We start from the raw sequence: 17,177 nt of genomic DNA, 5'->3' as shown, positions 1-17,177 counted from the left end.
AGGTAGTATTTCCTCCCTAATCAGGATTTGTTCACCCAAAGCATGTCCTCCCAGATGTGATTTGGTGTTCAATGCATATACAAGGAAAGGAATGTATAATTGGATATTTTGAAGATAATGTTTTTCAAGTCGTTTTTCTTGATAAATACCACGAGTTTTGGAAATCAAAAAAGAAAAACACTTGATAAAACTTACAAATACTCACAAATACTCATTGCAAAAGAAACCTAAAAATAAAAAGACCATTTTAATTGACGGCATAACTTCAATAAATTTATCTTATACTTTCAAATTTGTAGATGCATATGAAAATTACAGCACATTTATTTGGCTGGAGTACAGCATATGTTTAATCTCAAAATGGTTCAAATAAAGCTACAAAATTTAATATACTTAAAAGAACGACCACTATAATAGGTGCTGTAATAATATTTAGGTCTTCGTTTTACACTTTTAACCCTAAACTATGCACTGATAAAATGCTCATGCAAAAGTCAGTATAGATAGCAATAAAAATCTCATTTATGAATGAATCAATATGAAGGCACTAATCTTCTTGACTTTAATGTTTTCAAGATCTATTTATGCTTATTATTTCAGCCTAGCTACAATGCAAAAAATGGCGATTAAATCTAAACTCACGTCTTAGATGTAATGTATTTTTTATAAAAATGTTGATTCATTTAGCTTTTATGCTGTAAAATTAAGGTTTTGCATAGTTCATCCACTCAAGAGGTATTGTTTCATGGTAACCATTAAGCGAGCTCCCGCAAATGCTATCAGCTATATCTAAATTAAGATTACCATCTTCCATCAGTGCACTTTGCGGGAAATAAACATCTAAAATTTCACCTACAACTAAGTAAGTTTGATTAACGTTAATAGAAATTATCTCATTAAGCTTTAAGCCTATTTGTATCGTCGATTCCTTGACAAATGGCGCGAAAAAGTTATTCTTATAAATTTCGTGAAGACCTACAGCATCAAATTCTGATACTGAGGATTCATATCGCGCTGATGTTTGATGCGCTTGTTTATAAATGCTTTTGGTTACGTTGTTTATCGTATAGTAACCACTGTTTCTAATATTAGTTAAGGTATGTCTATCTACAGAATCGGGACGAACCACAAAGCCCATTAGCGGAGGGTTTGCCCCAATGTGTATAACAGAATTAAAAATGGCTAAATTTGCTACTTCATCGTCGTTTTTAGTGCCGATTAAATTTAGGCTTTTAAAGCCACTTAACGAATTAACAAAAGCTGTACGTTTTCTGTCTTCTAATTCAGTTATATTTATTTTACTAAAATGTGTATTCATATTGCAACTATTTAAATAATTAAACCTTTAGGGTTCCCAGACCTCCGTCTACACCAATAATTTGGCCTGTCATCCAGCTTGATTTATCAGAAATTAAAAATGCTGTCATTTCAGCCATCTCCTCTGGTGAACCAATTCTTTTAAGGGGGTGTCTATTTTCTGCTGCTTCAATATTTTTGGGGTTAGACAAAAGCGCTGAAGCAAGTGGCGTGTTAGTTAAGGAAGGGGCAATGGCGTTAACCCTAATTTTGAAATTCGAAAATTCTGCCGCTAAGCTTTTAGTTAAACCCTCAATAGCACTTTTACTACAAGCTACACTTGCATGATACGGCATGCCTATCTTTGCAGCAACCGTGCTGAATAGCACGATAGAAGCACTCGGTGATTTTTTTAAATTAGGTAGCAGTTTTTGAATAATTTTTACAGCACCAATTACGTTTATCTCAAAATCCTGTTTAAAATCATCTTCCTTAAGCCTATTGAAAGGTTTTAAATTGATGCTTCCCGGAGTATAAACCAACCCATCGATGATCTCAGGGAAATGAATTTCATCTAAGTTACCCGATAAAACATCTATAGCATGAAATGTAATATTGGCATGGTATAATGTTTCATTATAAGTTCGTGATAATCCAATAACACAGTGATTTTCACTTAAAATCTTTGTTGTAGCAAGTCCTATTCCTTTGCTGCAGCCAACAATAACTATGTTTTTCATATTCATTCAATATTTAACGTTTACTGATTTTATTTAAAGATATATTCCGCTGCCTGTCAGACTTGAATCGCTTAATTTCTCCATTTCGTTTTGATAAATGTTTTTTACTCACGCCCGAGTGTACGCGTTGCCGCCAAATTTTAAAACAAGATGATTTGAGTTGTAAACGCATTAATGCGATTACTTCAGCTTCGCTTAACCCAAATTGAAAAGTTATAGCCTCAAAAGGAGTTCTGTCTTCCCAGGACATCTCAATAATTCGATCTATATCATGTATGCTCAAATGCTTCATTGGCTCAATCGTTGTATTAAAGCTTCTGCTTTTTTGAAATATTCTTCTTTTTGTGTAGGTGACATTTTATCCATTAACTTAACCATTAACGATAACCTGGCATTCGAGTTAAAAAAGCTACGGTTTTGGTTTATAAAGTTCCAAAATAAGGCGTCCCAGTCATTAGCCCAATTGCCTGGAGTATAGTCACTCATTTTCTTGATATAATTACTTCCACTTACATAGGGTTTTGTGCTCATTATGCCGCCATCAGCATAACTGCTCATTCCGTATACATTGGGGACCATCACCCAATCGTAAGCGTCGATGAAAAGCTCCATAAACCAGCGATAAATTGCATTAGGATGAAATTCGCACATATTCATGAAACTAGATAGAACCATCAGCCGTTCTATATGATGGGCATACCCTGTTTTAAGCACTTTTTTAATGGAGCTGTCAATGGGACGTATTGCTGTGGAGCCCGTATAGAATGATTCTGAAATTTTATTATGGTGCTTCCAGAAATTATTTGTGCGTTGTTTCGAGCCCTCATAAACATATACTCCTCTCACAAATTCCCGCCAGCCAAGTATCTGGCGGATAAATCCTTCAAGTGAATTAATTGATATTGATTTATTTTGAGCATAAAGTATTGCTTTTTCTAAAACTTCAGAGGATCTTAATAAACCGACATTCATCAAAGGGGAAATTATGCTGTGATGTAAAAAATTGGCATTTTCGACTATGCTATCTTCATAATTTCCGAAATCGGAGAAACGATGTTCTAAAAATTGATTAAACCAAGTTTCAGCTGTTTGAAAATTTATTGGATAAAGAATGCCGCAGTCAAGATGCCCATAATTTCCGCTGAAATATTTATTTGTGTAATTTATCGCTTCGGCGGTATAGTGGTCTTGTTCAGGAAAATAAATCGGTGGAGGTATTTTGTTTTTTGGATACCTTTTTCTGTTTTCCTTATCAAAAGTCCATTTTCCACCCACCGGTTTGCCATCGCTCATAAGAATGTTTCTATATGTTCTTTGCTGTTTGTAAAAATCAGTTTGGTGATAGATGGTTTTTCCTGTAAAATACTTTTTTAACTCTTCTTTTGTATTAATAAAAAGAGGACTTTCAAAAATCACTATTTGCAAGTGAGTGTTTCTTAACCTCTTCTCAAGCCACATGTCGCAGGGATCAGTTGTGGTAATTTTTTTAAATCCCTGATCTGCTAAAAAGAACATCAATTTTCTAATGTCTGAAAGCGCATCGGTACTTTCAATATACTCTACCTGGAATCCATGATCTAGTAAATACTGCGCATAAAATTTCATAGAGGCCCTATGGAAAGCTATTTTTTGCTTATGAAATTTGTACTGTCTAAAGAATAAATATTCCTCAATTAAATAGATGGGATATTGCTTTTCCAAGTAGGAGGTATCCTTGAAAAGCTGATGCGGGAAGATCAGCTGCGCGGTATGTTTTATTGCCCTAGCCATAACTCCCTATATATTTTTTCAGGATCGTAAACTGTAGCCTGTTTACATGTATTGAATACACGATCACGATTATCATTTCCTACACCAGCAAGATACATCCAGTTACCATAATTACTATGTACATCGTAATCAATCAGCATCTCTTGGAAATAAGCTGCACCAATTCTCCAATCTTGATGTAATGTTTTACAAAAATAGGAGGCTACATTTTGTCTACCTCTGTTACTCATCCATCCCGTATTTTTAAGCTCTATCATGTTGGCATTTACAAAATCGCATGCCGTTTTTCCAGCTTTCCACTCGGCAATAGCTTCATAGTTTGGGGATGTGGGATAGGAGAGGTCTTTAATACCCTTCTTATGAAAAATCTTGTTTTTATGCGCTAAGGAAACATATTTGAAAAAATCTCGCCAAAACAGTTCATAAATGAACCAGTATGATGACTCGTTAGCACCGTAGTGTTTTTCATAATTTCTTACTTCATGGTAGATACTCACTGCCGAAAGACTACCATTAGCTAGCCACGCCGATAGTTTTGAGCTGTAGTCTAAACCCAATAGTCCGTTTCGGGTTTCTTTATATTTACCTAGAAGCTCAGATTCTGTGAAATAATAGTTAAGTCGTTTCCACCCCTGAGATTCACCACCTTTAAAATCAAATGCCGTTCTATTGTCAATTTTAAACTGATCGAAGCCTAGTACACCTAAAGAAATTTCATCACTTTTAATGTCAATGGATGTATTCTTATAAGAAAGGCTTTCAGTTTCATACTCTGGAGATACCTTTAGTTTTTTTTCAATTTTTTGCCTAAATGCAGTAAACAAATCAGGGATTTTTTCAAAGACTGAAAATGTGAATTGCGGATGAATTAAAAATTGGGAATAACTTTTATTCCATCGTATCTGGGGGAATAACTCATTAATACTTTTCTCCAGTTCCATCTCGTGAAAGGTCCATTCGTTTTGAGAAAAGATAGTTTGAATGGCAAATGACTTATTAAGCTCTATAAATACATCAATGCTCTTTGTATGTTTTACGACTAATGGAATGTTCTTTTGCGCTAAACTTAACTTAAGATCCTGAATAGTTTCCACTAGAAACTTGGTACGAAAGCACCCGTGTATTGCGCTTCCATATTGCATTTGATTATACTCTTGGCTATCAAAAATATATAGCGCAATAAAGGGCAATTCGCCCTGCATGGCTAGCTTTAAAGCTTCATTATCACGTACCCTTAGGTTTTTATTAAATAAAAGAATGTTGATTTTTAGTTTCTTAGACATCTCTCGCTACCATCTTTAATCGCTCGCCATTTTTCTCAATTTTTTACCATTGAAATCTCCAATACATTCCTACAATATTGATCAACAATCCCAATGCATAGTTAATTTGGGAGAAATTCTCTAAAGTTGTTAATTAGAATGTGATTTGCTTTTAATTCGTGCATCATATTATATAATCCAAAAAATGTTCTATTGATATAAATAAAATGTTTAGAGCCTCTGTTTGTATCCATTCCTTTGATATCATTCAGTTTGGCGTAGCGCTGACCTAGGTCCGCTATTTGTTTAAAGAAAGTTTCATCGGAAAAATCAAAATGTGCTACATTAAACGGCCGGGTAAATAGCTCGAGCAGCTCATAAAAAAGTGTTGAAAAAAATACTTTTTCTTTTTCGCTGTCTTGCTCACGAAGAATTTCTAACGCATATAGATTCTTTAAAAATAGTTCCCGATTGTCTAGATTTTCCTTTTTAGCCAGCTCAAAATAAGGAATGTAAAAATCCTCTGGTACTTCTTTAATACATCCAAAATCTATCACTATTAGTTTATTATCTTCGCTAATTAAAAAATTTCCAGGATGTGGGTCTGCATGTACTTTTTTAAGGATATGCATTTGGTACATATAAAAATCCCACAGCGTTTGACCAATTAAATTCAAGTCTTGCTCTGGATGAACATTCTTTGTGAATTCGGAAAAATGAATCCCTTGCATCCATTCCATTGTAATAATCTTTTCGCACGATAATTCCGGATAATATTCTGGAAAACAAATATTGGGTAGATGCTGACATTCACGAGCAAAATCAACACTTCGATTTAGTTCCAAATTATAATCTGTCTCTTCAAATAATTTGTCTTCAACTTCTTGGAAGTAACTCTGCGATCCTTCTTTTTTAATATTAAACATTTTCATAGCAATGGGTTTAATCATTTTAAGATCGCTTGAAATACTTTCTCTAACCCCTGGATATTGAATTTTTACGGCTAAATCTTTATTATTTAATCTTGCTTTATGTACCTGGCCTATACTGGCAGCATTTACCGCTTCTAATGAAAAATCATCGTACATAGTTTCTGGATTTTTTCCAAAATATTTTCTGAAGGTTTTCTTTACCAAGGCCCCAGATAGGGGTGGGACAGAGAATTGGGAGAGTGAAAATTTTTCAACATATTCTAAGGGAAGGATGTTTTTCTCCATGCTTAACATCTGAGCGACTTTTAAAGCCGAGCCTTTCATCTCCTGAAGAGAATCGTAGATATCTTCTGCATTTTCTTGATGAAGTATTCTACGTGCTTGCTCATCGTCTTTAACTATTTTGTTGCCGTAGTATTTGATGTAATTCACACCTACCTTCACCCCGGCCTTTAGTAGATTGCTTGTTCTTTCTAATTTACCCGTAGGAATTTTATTCAATGTCTTCATCTTTAGTTCGTTTTAATCTTTTCTTGCCAAAGGAATTTACCTAAATCGAATAATTTTCGTAGGGCCTCATTCTCTACAATTTCAAATCCAGTGTCTATCGTTTTTTCTATGAAAATATCTGTTTTAACGAAATCTGCAGAATTGTCATTCTTCCAAAATTCAATGATGGATAATAAATGCAACCATAGTGCAGCATGTCTGGATTTTTGAAAAAGTTTCTTGGTTTGATCTCGGGCATTTTCGAAAATTTCCACGTTTTTAAAATCTATATTATCAATGAAATTGAAAAAGCTAGTACGCAATGCTTCTAATGTTTTTAGCTGTTCGAGTTTGCTGTTTTTTAGCAACGTAAGCACAAGAGAGCGGTTCATACTGAGATTTTCAAAAAATACAAAATAAACGTTCAATAGCTTTTCCTTAGCAGACATCTCTTTGGCACCAGGTTCCTTGAAGACCAATTCAAATGATTTTTGAAAAAAGTGATTTATAATTTCTTTCTCTATTTCATGAAAATTCGCAAAAAAATGATAGAATTCTTTTTCTTCAAAATTATTTTCCTTAGCAAACGCATATACGCTAGTAGGACGGTGTCCACGATTTAGGATATAATCACCATAAATTGTAAATATTAACTCACGTGAAATCTCTGTAGTATTTTTCATGACAATTGTATTTATATGAGTGAAATTTAAAAACATACCAATTATACAAAATATAGTGTATTTTTATACTATATAATTATTTGTAAATTGTCATAATCATAAAACACTTACTTATATTTAATATTTAATACCGCTGCTGAAATCCTCAAAAAAAACTCTCATGGAAAAAATACTTTTAACAGGTGCAACCGGCTACATAGGCAAAAGAATGATTGAAGTAATTGTAGCCAGGGGATATAAAGTAGTTTGCTGCAGTAGAGATGCACAACGTTTTTATAAAAACATAGAGTATGATGAGATGATTGAGGTTATTGAAGTTGATTTTCTGAACCCAGCATCATTACAACTAATCCCTAAAGATATCTCTGGGGCTTATTATCTTATGCATTCAATGAGTGGCAATGATCACTATGAAGAATTGGAAAGGGAGTGTGCTATGAATTTTATAAACTCCATTGAACAGACCGACTGTAAGCATATTGTCTATCTTTCAGGCTTAGTAAATGGGACGCAGCTATCAAAGCATCTTAAGTCCAGGTTCCAGGTAGAGGAAATTTTGATGACTTCTAGCGTACCTACAACTATTCTTCGCGCAGGAATTATAATCGGTTCGGGAAGTGCCTCTTTTGAAATAATTAGAGACTTGGTAGAAAAGCTTCCCATTATGATAACACCTAAATGGCTTAACACAAGATGCCAACCCATAGGTATCGCCAATGTTTTGGATTATTTAATTTTTGCAATGTTCAAAGAGAAAGCATATAACCGAAGTTTTGATATTGGGTGTGATGATATACTAACTTATAAAGAGATGTTGTTAGAGTTTGCAAAAGTAAGAGGGCTTAAAAGAGTTATTTTTACGCTTCCTGTTATGACGCCGAAATTGTCCTCTTATTGGTTATATTTTATCACTTCTACCTCCTACAAACTAGCTTCTGCTTTGGTAGGGAGTATGAAAGTTGAAGTGGTTTGTCGTGAAGATACCCGAGCGGAAATAAATGAAATTACAGGCATTAAACCATTTTCATATAAAACGGCCTTAATGCGTACACTTGCAAAAATTCAATCGAACGAAATAATATCAAGCTGGAAGGATAGCTTCATAAGTAGCCGATCAGATACTTCTTTGAAAGAATATTTAGATGTACCCAAATACGGTTGTTTTACAGATTTAAGAGTCATCCCATATGATAACCGCGAGGCCTGCCTGAGCAGAGTTTTTTCAATAGGTGGCAAAAACGGATGGTATGGCCAATTTCTATGGCGTATTCGAGGTCTAATGGATTTACTAATTGGAGGGCCTGGCTTAAGAAGGGGACGCAGGCATCCTGAGGATCTGCATCAAGGTGATGCATTAGACTTTTGGCGTGTATTATACGCCAGCAAGATGGAAGGCAAATTAATACTTTTTGCAGAGATGAAGCTTCCAGGAGAGGCTTGGTTAATGTTTAAATTATACAAAGGGAAGCTATGGCAGAAAGCAGTTTTTAGGCCCCGTGGTATAACAGGCAGGATTTATTGGTATGCTGTTTTACCTTTTCATGGAATAATTTTTAAAGGAATGATAAAGCGGTTGGCAGGTGAAAAATAAACTTTTAAGAAAGATGAAGATGAATAAAAGGAATATGAGATTATATAATAATGCTGAAGTAATTACATTCTCGAAAACGAAGGAAGCCTTTGGAAAGTTGCCAACATGTCTTCCAAATTCCCTTTGTTCGTAAATGATATCATTATACCTAGTAGCGAAGCCTTTTACCAAGCAATGCGTTATTCGCTCTTCCCAAAGGCACAAAATGAGATAATTGTTCAGACTAGTCCAATGACTTTGAAAATAATCAGTAAAAATATAATCAATATTCCAGACAGGACTGGGAGCTTATTAAGTTAAATGTAATGCGTAGGCTCATGAAAATAAAGCTCTCCCAACACTGGAGTAAATTAGCTCCTATACTGGAAAGGACTGGAAATAAGCCAATCGTGGAGCTGTCCTACATTTGCTTGTTACAAACATAAGAGCCAGCCTTCTTTAGTTTTTTTTTCGCATTAAATTGTCTAAAATATTTATAAATTGTACTTTTGCTCAACTAAATGAAAAGAACAGTACAAATATCATCTCAAGTTACTCCGCCCTGAGCGTAGGCTAAACTGTTATTTTTTCCAATTTAATTTATTGGCTTTTTAATCGTACCCAATGGTTTCACTTTGGTACATCCTCTTTTTTAATTACATTTTTCATATTAAACATAAATCTTTTATGCAGAAAGTTCTCAATCTGTTTGATTTCAGAAAGAAAATCAATTACAAGAATGAAATTCTTGCAGGTCTGGCAGTAGCTATGACCATGATACCGGAGTCTTTATCGTTTGCCATTTTAGCGGGTCTCTCACCATTAACAGGTCTATATGCAGCATTTTTAATGGGTATTGTTACCGCCATTCTTGGTGGAAGACCGGGTATGGTTTCGGGAGGCGCCGGAGCAACGGTTGTAGTACTTATCGCGTTGGCGGCTTCACACGGTGTAGAGTACCTTTTTGCAGCTGTTATAATGGCAGGTCTACTGCAATTTTTAGTAGGAATTTTCAAGCTGGGTAAATTTGTACGCCTCATTCCCCAACCTGTAATGTATGGTTTTTTAAACGGTCTTGCAGTAATTATATTCATGGCTCAGGTAGCCCAATTTAAAGTTGTAGAAAATGGGATCGAAGATTGGATGCAGGGTCCGACACTCTATTTAATGGTCGGTTTGACGTTGTTAACAATAGCAATCGTATTTATATTACCAAAATTTACAAAGGCTGTTCCCGCATCTTTAGTAGCCATAATAGTTGTCTTCGGAATCGTATATTTTTTTGATATAGACACTAAAAAAGTGATTGATATAGCTTCTGTAGGTGGTTCACTGCCATCATTTCATATTCCCGGAATACCGTTTAATCTGGAAACACTGAAAATCATTTTTCCGTATGCCTTGGTAATGGCAGGTGTAGGATTAATTGAAAGTCTGCTAACATTGAATATGGTTGATGAAATCACCAATACAAAAGGACAATCTAACCGAGAAGCTGCAGCACAGGGAATAGCCAATATCACCAACGGTTTCTTTGGCGGAATGGGCGGTTGTGCAATGGTTGCTCAAACATTGGTAAATATTGGGGCTGGAGGAAGAGCCAGACTTTCGGCTATTGTTGCATCCATAGCGATCTTATCGATTATTCTGGTTGCAGGTCCCGTAATCGAACAAATACCTATGGCGGCTTTAATCGGTGTAATGATGATGGTTGCCATTGGAACATTTGAATGGGTAAGTTTCCGTATTATTAATAAAATGCCACGCCATGATATTTTTGTCGGTATGCTGGTAGCAGTCATTACTGTCGTCTTACATAACCTCGCTTTAGCTGTTTTGATAGGGGTTGTCATTTCAGCCCTCGTATTTGCATGGGAAAGTGCCAAAAGAATACGTGCAAGAAAATATGTAGATGAAGATGGTGTAAAGCATTACGAAATTTTTGGACCGCTCTTCTTTGGATCTACTGCGGCATTTATTGATAAATTTGATGTGTTAAATGACCCAAAAGAGGTCATAATAGATTTTAAGGAAAGTAAGGTAGTGGATATGTCTGCTATTGAAGCATTAAATAAAATTACGGAGAAATATCACAAAGAAGGTAAAAAACTGCATCTACGTTATTTAAGTCAAGATTGTAGGCAATTACTTAAAAATGCTGAAACAGTTATTGATGTGAATATCATTGAAGATCCTACCTACAAAGTAATGACCAACAAATAGCAAGGGTACTCAAGCACCGAAAGCAATCTAATTTTATTCCATAGATTCTTCGGTGCTTTTTTATGAAAAATAAATTAAAAAATATCGTAAGTTATAATTTATTATCGTAATATTGCAATATATAATTTTAATTATGGGACTTACTAAAACCGAAATATTTACAGACAAACAGAATAAGCTATCTTCTTTGTTCAAGGTTTTGGCACATCCAGCTAGAATTGCTATACTGCAGTACATTATCGATCAGAAAACATGTATTTGCAATGACCTAGTTGAAGAATTGGGCTTGGCACAGGCAACTATTTCACAGCATTTAAAAGAACTAAAAAATATAGGTATTATTCAGGGAACAATTGAAGGTAAATCCGTCTGCTATTGTATTGATCAAAGTTTATGGAAGCATTTTCAAAAAGAGTTCAACGTGTTCTTTGATCAGGATGTGAATACCAAAAAATGCTGCTAAAGCATTGTTTTATTTACTATTTATTATCGTAACATTGCAATATATCATTTATTATAAAATAGCTACAATATGAAACTATCAAACATTAAAGAAATCTTACCTACATTAGATAATGTAGCATTTCAATTAGAGAACGGGACGTTTATTCCCGAACATTTTCACGTTACCGAAGTGGGACAGATCACTAAAAACTTTATAGACTGCGGTGGGATTATACGCACAGAAAAAGTGGTTAATTTCCAACTGTGGAATGCAGACGATTTTGAGCATAGACTGAAACCTGGAAAACTACTAAACATCATTAGGCTCTCCGAAGAAAAGTTAGGTATTGAAAATGGCGAAATTGAAGTAGAATACCAAAGTGACACTATTGGTAAATACGATCTGGAATTCAATGGAAAAAACTTTGTATTGAAAAATAAAACAACAGCTTGTCTGGCTGAAGACGCTTGCGGTATTCCATCTGAAAAGCAGAAGAAAAATTTAGCAGAATTAAACGTTGGTAAAAGCAATACATGCACACCGGGAGGTGGATGTTGCTAATTACATTAAACGCTAAAAAAATAAATCACAAATGACCGAGGTATTTGATACAATAGTCGTGGGAGCTGGACAAAGTGGTCTGGCATGCGGATACTATCTAAGAAGGGCAAAACTTAAATTTCTGATATTAGATAAGCAATCAGATTCGGGAGGCGCCTGGTTGCATGCCTGGTATAGTTTAACGCTCTTTTCTCCTGCTGAGTACAGCTCTTTACCCGGCTGGCCAATGCCTAAAACAGTAGATAAATTTCCGCTGCGTAAAGAGGTTATTGATTATTTAACGAAGTATGAGCAACATTATCAATTACCTGTACAACGGGGTATTGAAGTTACGCAGGTCTTAAAAGTTGATAATATTTTTCATATTCATACCTCAAAAGGTATGTTCCAAACAAAAACCATTGTTTCAGCTACCGGTACATGGGGAAATCCGTTTATTCCAAACGTAAAAGGTATTGCTCTGTTCATGGGCATTCAGTTACATTCTGCAAACTATAAATCTCCCGAGAATTTTGTCGGTCTTAAAACCTTGGTGGTCGGGGAAGGAAACTCAGGGGCGCAAATCGTTGCAGAAGTTTCCAAAGTTACAGATGTAAAATGGTCAACCAGAAAAGAGCCCCAGTTTTTACCGGATGAAGTTGATGGTTATTATCTCTTTAATGTGGCAACTGCGAGATATAAAGCTGAAAAAGAGGGAAAGCCATTCGATGCTTCAGCATACAATTTGGGAAATATAGTCATGGTACCGCCGGTAAAAGAAGCGCGTGAAAGAGGGGTACTCATTTCTTCCGGTTCTTTTACGGAATTATACAATCAAGGTATAGTTTGGGAAAACGGACAAAAGGAAGCATTCGATGCAGTTATCTGGTGCACGGGCTTTGGTTATGACACGAAGTATTTGAACACTCTGGTACCGCTTGATGAAAAAGGAAGTACGGAAACACTTGAAAGTAAATCCACTAATACAGATGGATTATGGTTGGTAGGTTATGGCAATTGGACCGGTTATGCCTCGGCGACCTTAATTGGATTAAACCGAACGGCCAAACAAACGATACAGGAAATAAATGATTTTTTAAACTCTTAATTAATAAAAATGAAAATTGCATTATTCAGCGACATTCACGCTAATTTACCCGCATTAGAAGCCTTTTTTGAGGATGTGGAAAAAAGAAATCCCGACAGTATTTATTGTCTGGGTGATTTAGTAGGTTATAACATATGGCCAAATGAGGTGGTCAACGAAATCCGTAAAAGAAAGATACCCACCATTGCAGGAAATTATGATTTTGGTATCGGACGTATGAGCAATGAGTGTGGTTGTGCCTATAAGACAGATAGCGAAAAGGATAACGGAAGTATTTCCATCTCTTTTACAAATTCTATAATGAAAGAAGAAGAAAGAGCTTATCTGCGTACACTTCCTGCCCATATCAAAGTAGAATTCCAACTGAACCAAGATAAACTCAACTTACTTTTGGTCCACGGAAGTCCGAGAAAAATAAATGAGTACCTTTTTGAAGAACGTGAAGAAAAGAGCATGCTTCGAATTATGGAACAGGCAGATGCAGACATTATGTGTTTCGGGCATACGCACAAGCCCTATCATCGTATTTTAAATTCAGGTATTGATGGGCAAAATCATTTCAGACACGCCGTTAATATTGGTTCGGTTGGCAAACCAAAAGACAGCGATGTCAGAGGTGGTTATGTAATGCTTACTATAAACGAGCAAAGCTCTGTATTGGATAAGGACAGTATCAGCGTTGAATTCATACGCTTTGATTACGATATCGAGAGAGCAGCAAAAGCAGTGGAGGAAAGCCCGTTGCCTAATGAGTATGCAGAAAATTTAAGAAGAGGGCATTAATCTACAAAAATCAAAAAAATGGAACTTCCAAACGATTTATACTATTCAAAAGAGCATACTTGGATCCGGATAGAGCACAATATTGGAACAATAGGTATCACAGCATTTGCCCAAAGCGAATTGGGCGAAATCGTATATGCAGATCTTCCTGAAGTTGGCAATAGTTTTGAGCAGGACGAAGTATTCGGCTCTGTTGAAGCCATAAAAACAGTAAGTGATTTATTTATGCCTCTATCGGGTAAAGTAATTGAATCAAATGAACATCTGTTAAAAAAGCCAACGTCTATCAATGAAGACCCTTACCAGCAAGGTTGGATGATTAAAATTGCAATAACCAATGATTCAGAATTAGATAGTTTGCTTACAGCGGAACAATATAAAGGACTGATAAACTAACCTCAAAATGCAGCCAAAATTAAAATTTTTAGACAGATACCTTACCTTGTGGATATTCCTCGCAATGGCGCTAGGAATAGCATTGGGTAATATTTTTCCAGCTATTTCAAAAATTACAGATACCCTTTCTGTCGGCACAACAAATATTCCGCTGGCAATAGGATTGATACTCATGATGTACCCACCACTGGCAAAGGTTGATTATTCTTTATTACCACTGGCATTTAAGGATAGAAAAGTAATCGGCATATCCTTAATACTTAATTGGGTGATCGGCACGATTTTGATGTTCGGACTAGCCGTTTTGTTTTTGCGCAACGAACCTGATTATATGACGGGTTTGATACTGATCGGTTTGGCAAGGTGTATTGCAATGGTGATCGTGTGGAGCGACCTGGCTAAAGCAAACAGGGAGTATACGGCTATGCTGGTTGCCCTAAACAGTATATTCCAGATATTTACATACAGTTTCTTGGTTTGGCTGTTTATTAACGTACTACCTGCAAAGTTGGGATTAGCCAATTTCAATGTGAGCGTATCTATGAAAGATGTTACCGAAAGTGTATTGATCTATTTAGGTATTCCGTTCTTAGCAGGTTTTTTAACCCGTTATTTCCTTGTGAAATCAAAAGGAATAACATGGTACAATACCAAATTCGTACCCAGAATATCACCCATTACTTTATATTCCTTACTTTTTACTATAGTCTTAATGTTCAGCCTGAAAGGCGATAAAATATTGGAACTGCCAATGGATGTGATAAAAGTGGCTATCCCGTTGGTTATCTATTTTATACTGATGTTCTTTGTGAGTTTCTTTATCAATAAATCCCTGAAAGTTCCTTATGATAAAAATGCATCCATCGCATTTACAGCCACGGGAAACAATTTTGAACTGGCAATAGCCGTAGCCATAGCGGTGTTCGGTATTCATTCACCCCAGGCGTTTGTTGGCGTCATTGGACCGCTAGTAGAAGTTCCGGTATTAATACTGTTGGTAAAGGCAAGTTTATGGTTGAAGAAGAAGTATTATAGGTAATAAAGCGGATAGTTAACTATCCGCCTTATTACAGTTTATGGCTTACAATAAAATGAGATTGTAATATTTTCTACTGTATTTAATCTCCTGATAATTTTTTATACATTTGTATCCACAAAAGGAAATGGTGTTCTTCCTTATCCAACCGCTTTAAAAAAGCTGATGACGCCTGATTGATCATTAATTGTTATTATAATTAATCAGGTAATTTATGTCAAATAATCAGCGCTCGGTAAGTAAAAGTATTTCGCTACAAACTAAAGTTTTTTTTAAAAGATACCCTGCATTACCCTACTTATTCAAATGGTTCTACATCAGTTTGATCATCGGACTTACGGTAGGATCTGCATCGGCAGGTTTTCTTATTTCACTTGACTGGGCAACCAATTTAAGGGAAAACCACCAATGGCTTATTACGCTGCTGCCTGTTGGTGGATTACTTGTGGGTTTGCTATACTACTATTACGGTAAAGATGTAGAAGCAGGAAATAACCTTTTGATAGATACCATTCACGAACCACAGAAGGTTATTCCCTTCAGGATGGCTTTATTTGTCTATTTAGGCACTATTGTTACACATTTTTTCGGGGGATCGGCAGGACGTGAAGGCACTGCCTTGCAAATGGCAGGAGCTATTGCAGACCAGTTCAGCAAGCCCTTCAAGCTTTCTCCTTCCGAAAGAAGTATCCTCATCATAGCAGCCGTTGCCGCAGGTTTTGGTTCTGTTTTTGGCACACCATTAGCCGGCGCCGTTTTCGGTCTTGAAGTTTTCCTAATCGGGCGTATTCGTTACAATGCCCTGTTCCCAGCTTTTGCTTCGGCTATATTTGCCAATTGGGTTACGCATATCTGGCAGGCAAAACATACCCATTATCATATCAATTTGATTCCCCAACTTGATTTTTTTCCGGTATTGTACAGCATTATAGCAGGTATCACTTTTGGTCTGTGTGCAGCATCGTTCAGCAAAATTATTCATTGGACGGGCAGTCAATTTAGAAAACGAATTGCGTTTCCTCCATTACGTCCTTTTATGGGAGGTATTATTGTAGCATTGGCTGTAGTCGCTATTGGCAGTACAAAATACATAGGATTGGGCATCCCCACTATTGTCCAGTCATTTGAAATGCAACTTCCACCTTATGACTTTGCTCTAAAAATGGCTTTTACCATCATTACGCTTGCGGCAGGTTTTAAAGGTGGAGAGGTGACTCCGCTGTTCTTTATTGGTGGGGCATTAGGCAGCGCTTTGTCTTTAATAATTCCATTGCCAGTCGGATTATTGGCAGCAATGGGCTTTGTTGCCGTATTTGCGGGAGCTACCAATACGCCACTGGCCTGTATACTGATGGGTATTGAATTGTTCGGGTCAGATTGCGGTGTTTATGTAGCTATTGCCTGTGTAGTGGCGTACCTGTTTTCGGGTCATAACAGTATATACGGAAAACAAAAAATTGGAGCACCTAAACACAGCCGTTTCGGTATCTATATAGATAAAACGATTTCAAACTTAAAGTAAAATTCAAGTACTCTGGAACAGCATCAATTATTAAGATTATATTTTAAATACGAACAGAAATCCAGAAAATTATCGTTTTGGCAAAGGCTTTGCAAAAGCAGTCTAAGTGATTGACTACTAAAAAAGCCAAGAGCTAAAACATATATCAGGCAAAAGTTTTGATTGCAAATGCAAGTTGAATAATTATTTACGGACTACCTCTTGCTCTTTATAAAACGGAGCGTAAAACCCACAGGTGTTTAGCCTGTGGGATGTAAGGGACTCACCCTGATTGAGAATATACTCACGAATAGTATCATGAGATACTTCACCTATTGAACAAACAAAATAACCATCAGACCAGAAAGTATGTTCTTTCCAAAAATGTTTAAATAAGAATGAC

General features: G+C 36.0%; 16 protein-coding genes, 1 pseudogene and 1 riboswitch. Of the genes and pseudogenes, 9 read left to right on the top strand and 8 right to left on the bottom strand.

Features of this window, described 5'->3' with window-relative positions:
• Positions 1 to 703: 703 nt before the first annotated feature.
• From GOQ16_RS12425 to GOQ16_RS12395, 7 genes are all read right to left on the bottom strand, one after another.
• Positions 704 to 1,318: a flavin reductase family protein gene (locus GOQ16_RS12425; RefSeq protein WP_160069574.1), complete on the bottom strand. Its 615-nt coding sequence runs from the start codon at positions 1,316 to 1,318 to the stop codon at positions 704 to 706.
• Between the two features lie 19 nt (positions 1,319 to 1,337).
• Entirely contained in the window at positions 1,338 to 2,036 is a 699-nt protein-coding gene (locus tag GOQ16_RS12420; protein WP_160069573.1) for an SDR family NAD(P)-dependent oxidoreductase, read from the bottom strand.
• Between the two features lie 13 nt (positions 2,037 to 2,049).
• Positions 2,050 to 2,328: a TIGR03643 family protein gene (locus GOQ16_RS12415; protein WP_160069572.1), complete on the bottom strand. Its 279-nt coding sequence runs from the start codon at positions 2,326 to 2,328 to the stop codon at positions 2,050 to 2,052.
• Positions 2,325 to 3,806, bottom strand: a complete 1,482-nt coding sequence (locus GOQ16_RS12410) for a cryptochrome/photolyase family protein (RefSeq protein ID WP_160069571.1) — start codon at positions 3,804 to 3,806, stop codon at positions 2,325 to 2,327. The genes GOQ16_RS12415 and GOQ16_RS12410 overlap by 4 nt, the downstream gene beginning before the upstream one ends.
• Entirely contained in the window at positions 3,791 to 5,089 is a 1,299-nt protein-coding gene (locus GOQ16_RS12405) for a DASH family cryptochrome (RefSeq protein WP_160069570.1), read from the bottom strand. The genes GOQ16_RS12410 and GOQ16_RS12405 overlap by 16 nt, the downstream gene beginning before the upstream one ends.
• A 101-nt stretch (positions 5,090 to 5,190) precedes the next feature.
• Positions 5,191 to 6,510 (bottom strand): ABC1 kinase family protein, encoded by a 1,320-nt coding sequence (locus GOQ16_RS12400; protein WP_160069569.1) that lies wholly within the window; start codon positions 6,508 to 6,510, stop codon positions 5,191 to 5,193.
• Between the two features lie 2 nt (positions 6,511 to 6,512).
• Positions 6,513 to 7,172 (bottom strand): TetR/AcrR family transcriptional regulator, encoded by a 660-nt coding sequence (locus GOQ16_RS12395; RefSeq protein ID WP_160069568.1) that lies wholly within the window; start codon positions 7,170 to 7,172, stop codon positions 6,513 to 6,515.
• A 160-nt stretch (positions 7,173 to 7,332) separates the two neighbouring features.
• Here GOQ16_RS12395 and GOQ16_RS12390 point away from each other — a divergent pair, with 160 nt between their 5' ends.
• From GOQ16_RS12390 to GOQ16_RS12350, 9 genes are all read left to right on the top strand, one after another.
• On the top strand, positions 7,333 to 8,763 hold the full coding sequence (locus GOQ16_RS12390; RefSeq protein ID WP_160069567.1) for an SDR family oxidoreductase: 1,431 nt from the start codon (positions 7,333 to 7,335) through the stop codon (positions 8,761 to 8,763).
• Positions 8,764 to 9,429: 666 nt separating this feature from the next.
• Positions 9,430 to 10,965, top strand: coding sequence for a SulP family inorganic anion transporter (locus tag GOQ16_RS12385; RefSeq protein ID WP_160069566.1), 1,536 nt, complete (start codon positions 9,430 to 9,432; stop codon positions 10,963 to 10,965).
• Between the two features lie 133 nt (positions 10,966 to 11,098).
• Positions 11,099 to 11,428 carry an ArsR/SmtB family transcription factor gene (locus GOQ16_RS12380; protein ID WP_160069565.1) on the top strand — a complete coding sequence of 110 codons (330 nt, stop codon included), beginning with the start codon at positions 11,099 to 11,101 and terminating at the stop codon, positions 11,426 to 11,428.
• 69 nt (positions 11,429 to 11,497) lie between these two features.
• Positions 11,498 to 11,971, top strand: a complete 474-nt coding sequence (locus GOQ16_RS12375) for a DUF6428 family protein (RefSeq protein WP_160069564.1) — start codon at positions 11,498 to 11,500, stop codon at positions 11,969 to 11,971.
• A 31-nt stretch (positions 11,972 to 12,002) separates the two neighbouring features.
• A complete protein-coding gene (locus GOQ16_RS12370; RefSeq protein ID WP_160069563.1) occupies positions 12,003 to 13,058 on the top strand; it encodes an ArsO family NAD(P)H-dependent flavin-containing monooxygenase in 1,056 nt (351 codons plus the stop codon).
• A 9-nt stretch (positions 13,059 to 13,067) separates the two neighbouring features.
• On the top strand, positions 13,068 to 13,841 hold the full coding sequence (locus tag GOQ16_RS12365) for a metallophosphoesterase family protein (RefSeq protein WP_160069562.1): 774 nt from the start codon (positions 13,068 to 13,070) through the stop codon (positions 13,839 to 13,841).
• A gap of 18 nt (positions 13,842 to 13,859) precedes the next feature.
• Entirely contained in the window at positions 13,860 to 14,237 is a 378-nt protein-coding gene (gene gcvH / locus GOQ16_RS12360; RefSeq protein WP_160069561.1) for a glycine cleavage system protein GcvH, read from the top strand.
• Between the two features lie 7 nt (positions 14,238 to 14,244).
• Positions 14,245 to 15,276, top strand: coding sequence for an ACR3 family arsenite efflux transporter (gene arsB, locus GOQ16_RS12355; protein WP_160069560.1), 1,032 nt, complete (start codon positions 14,245 to 14,247; stop codon positions 15,274 to 15,276).
• 111 nt (positions 15,277 to 15,387) lie between these two features.
• A riboswitch (Fluoride riboswitch) is annotated at positions 15,388 to 15,455 on the top strand.
• A 32-nt stretch (positions 15,456 to 15,487) separates the two neighbouring features.
• Positions 15,488 to 16,795 (top strand): voltage-gated chloride channel family protein, encoded by a 1,308-nt coding sequence (locus tag GOQ16_RS12350; protein WP_160069559.1) that lies wholly within the window; start codon positions 15,488 to 15,490, stop codon positions 16,793 to 16,795.
• Positions 16,796 to 17,059: 264 nt separating this feature from the next.
• On the opposite strand, the pseudogene GOQ16_RS17955 reads toward GOQ16_RS12350, so the two are convergent.
• Positions 17,060 to 17,177, bottom strand: a pseudogene (locus tag GOQ16_RS17955) (transposase); the annotation flags it as partial.

This window comes from Sphingobacterium bovisgrunnientis (assembly GCF_009829085.1).
Lineage (GTDB): Bacteria > Bacteroidota > Bacteroidia > Sphingobacteriales > Sphingobacteriaceae > Sphingobacterium > Sphingobacterium bovisgrunnientis.
The sequence above is the reverse complement of the archived record's forward strand: the minus strand, read 5'-3'. Positions and strand labels throughout refer to the sequence as shown.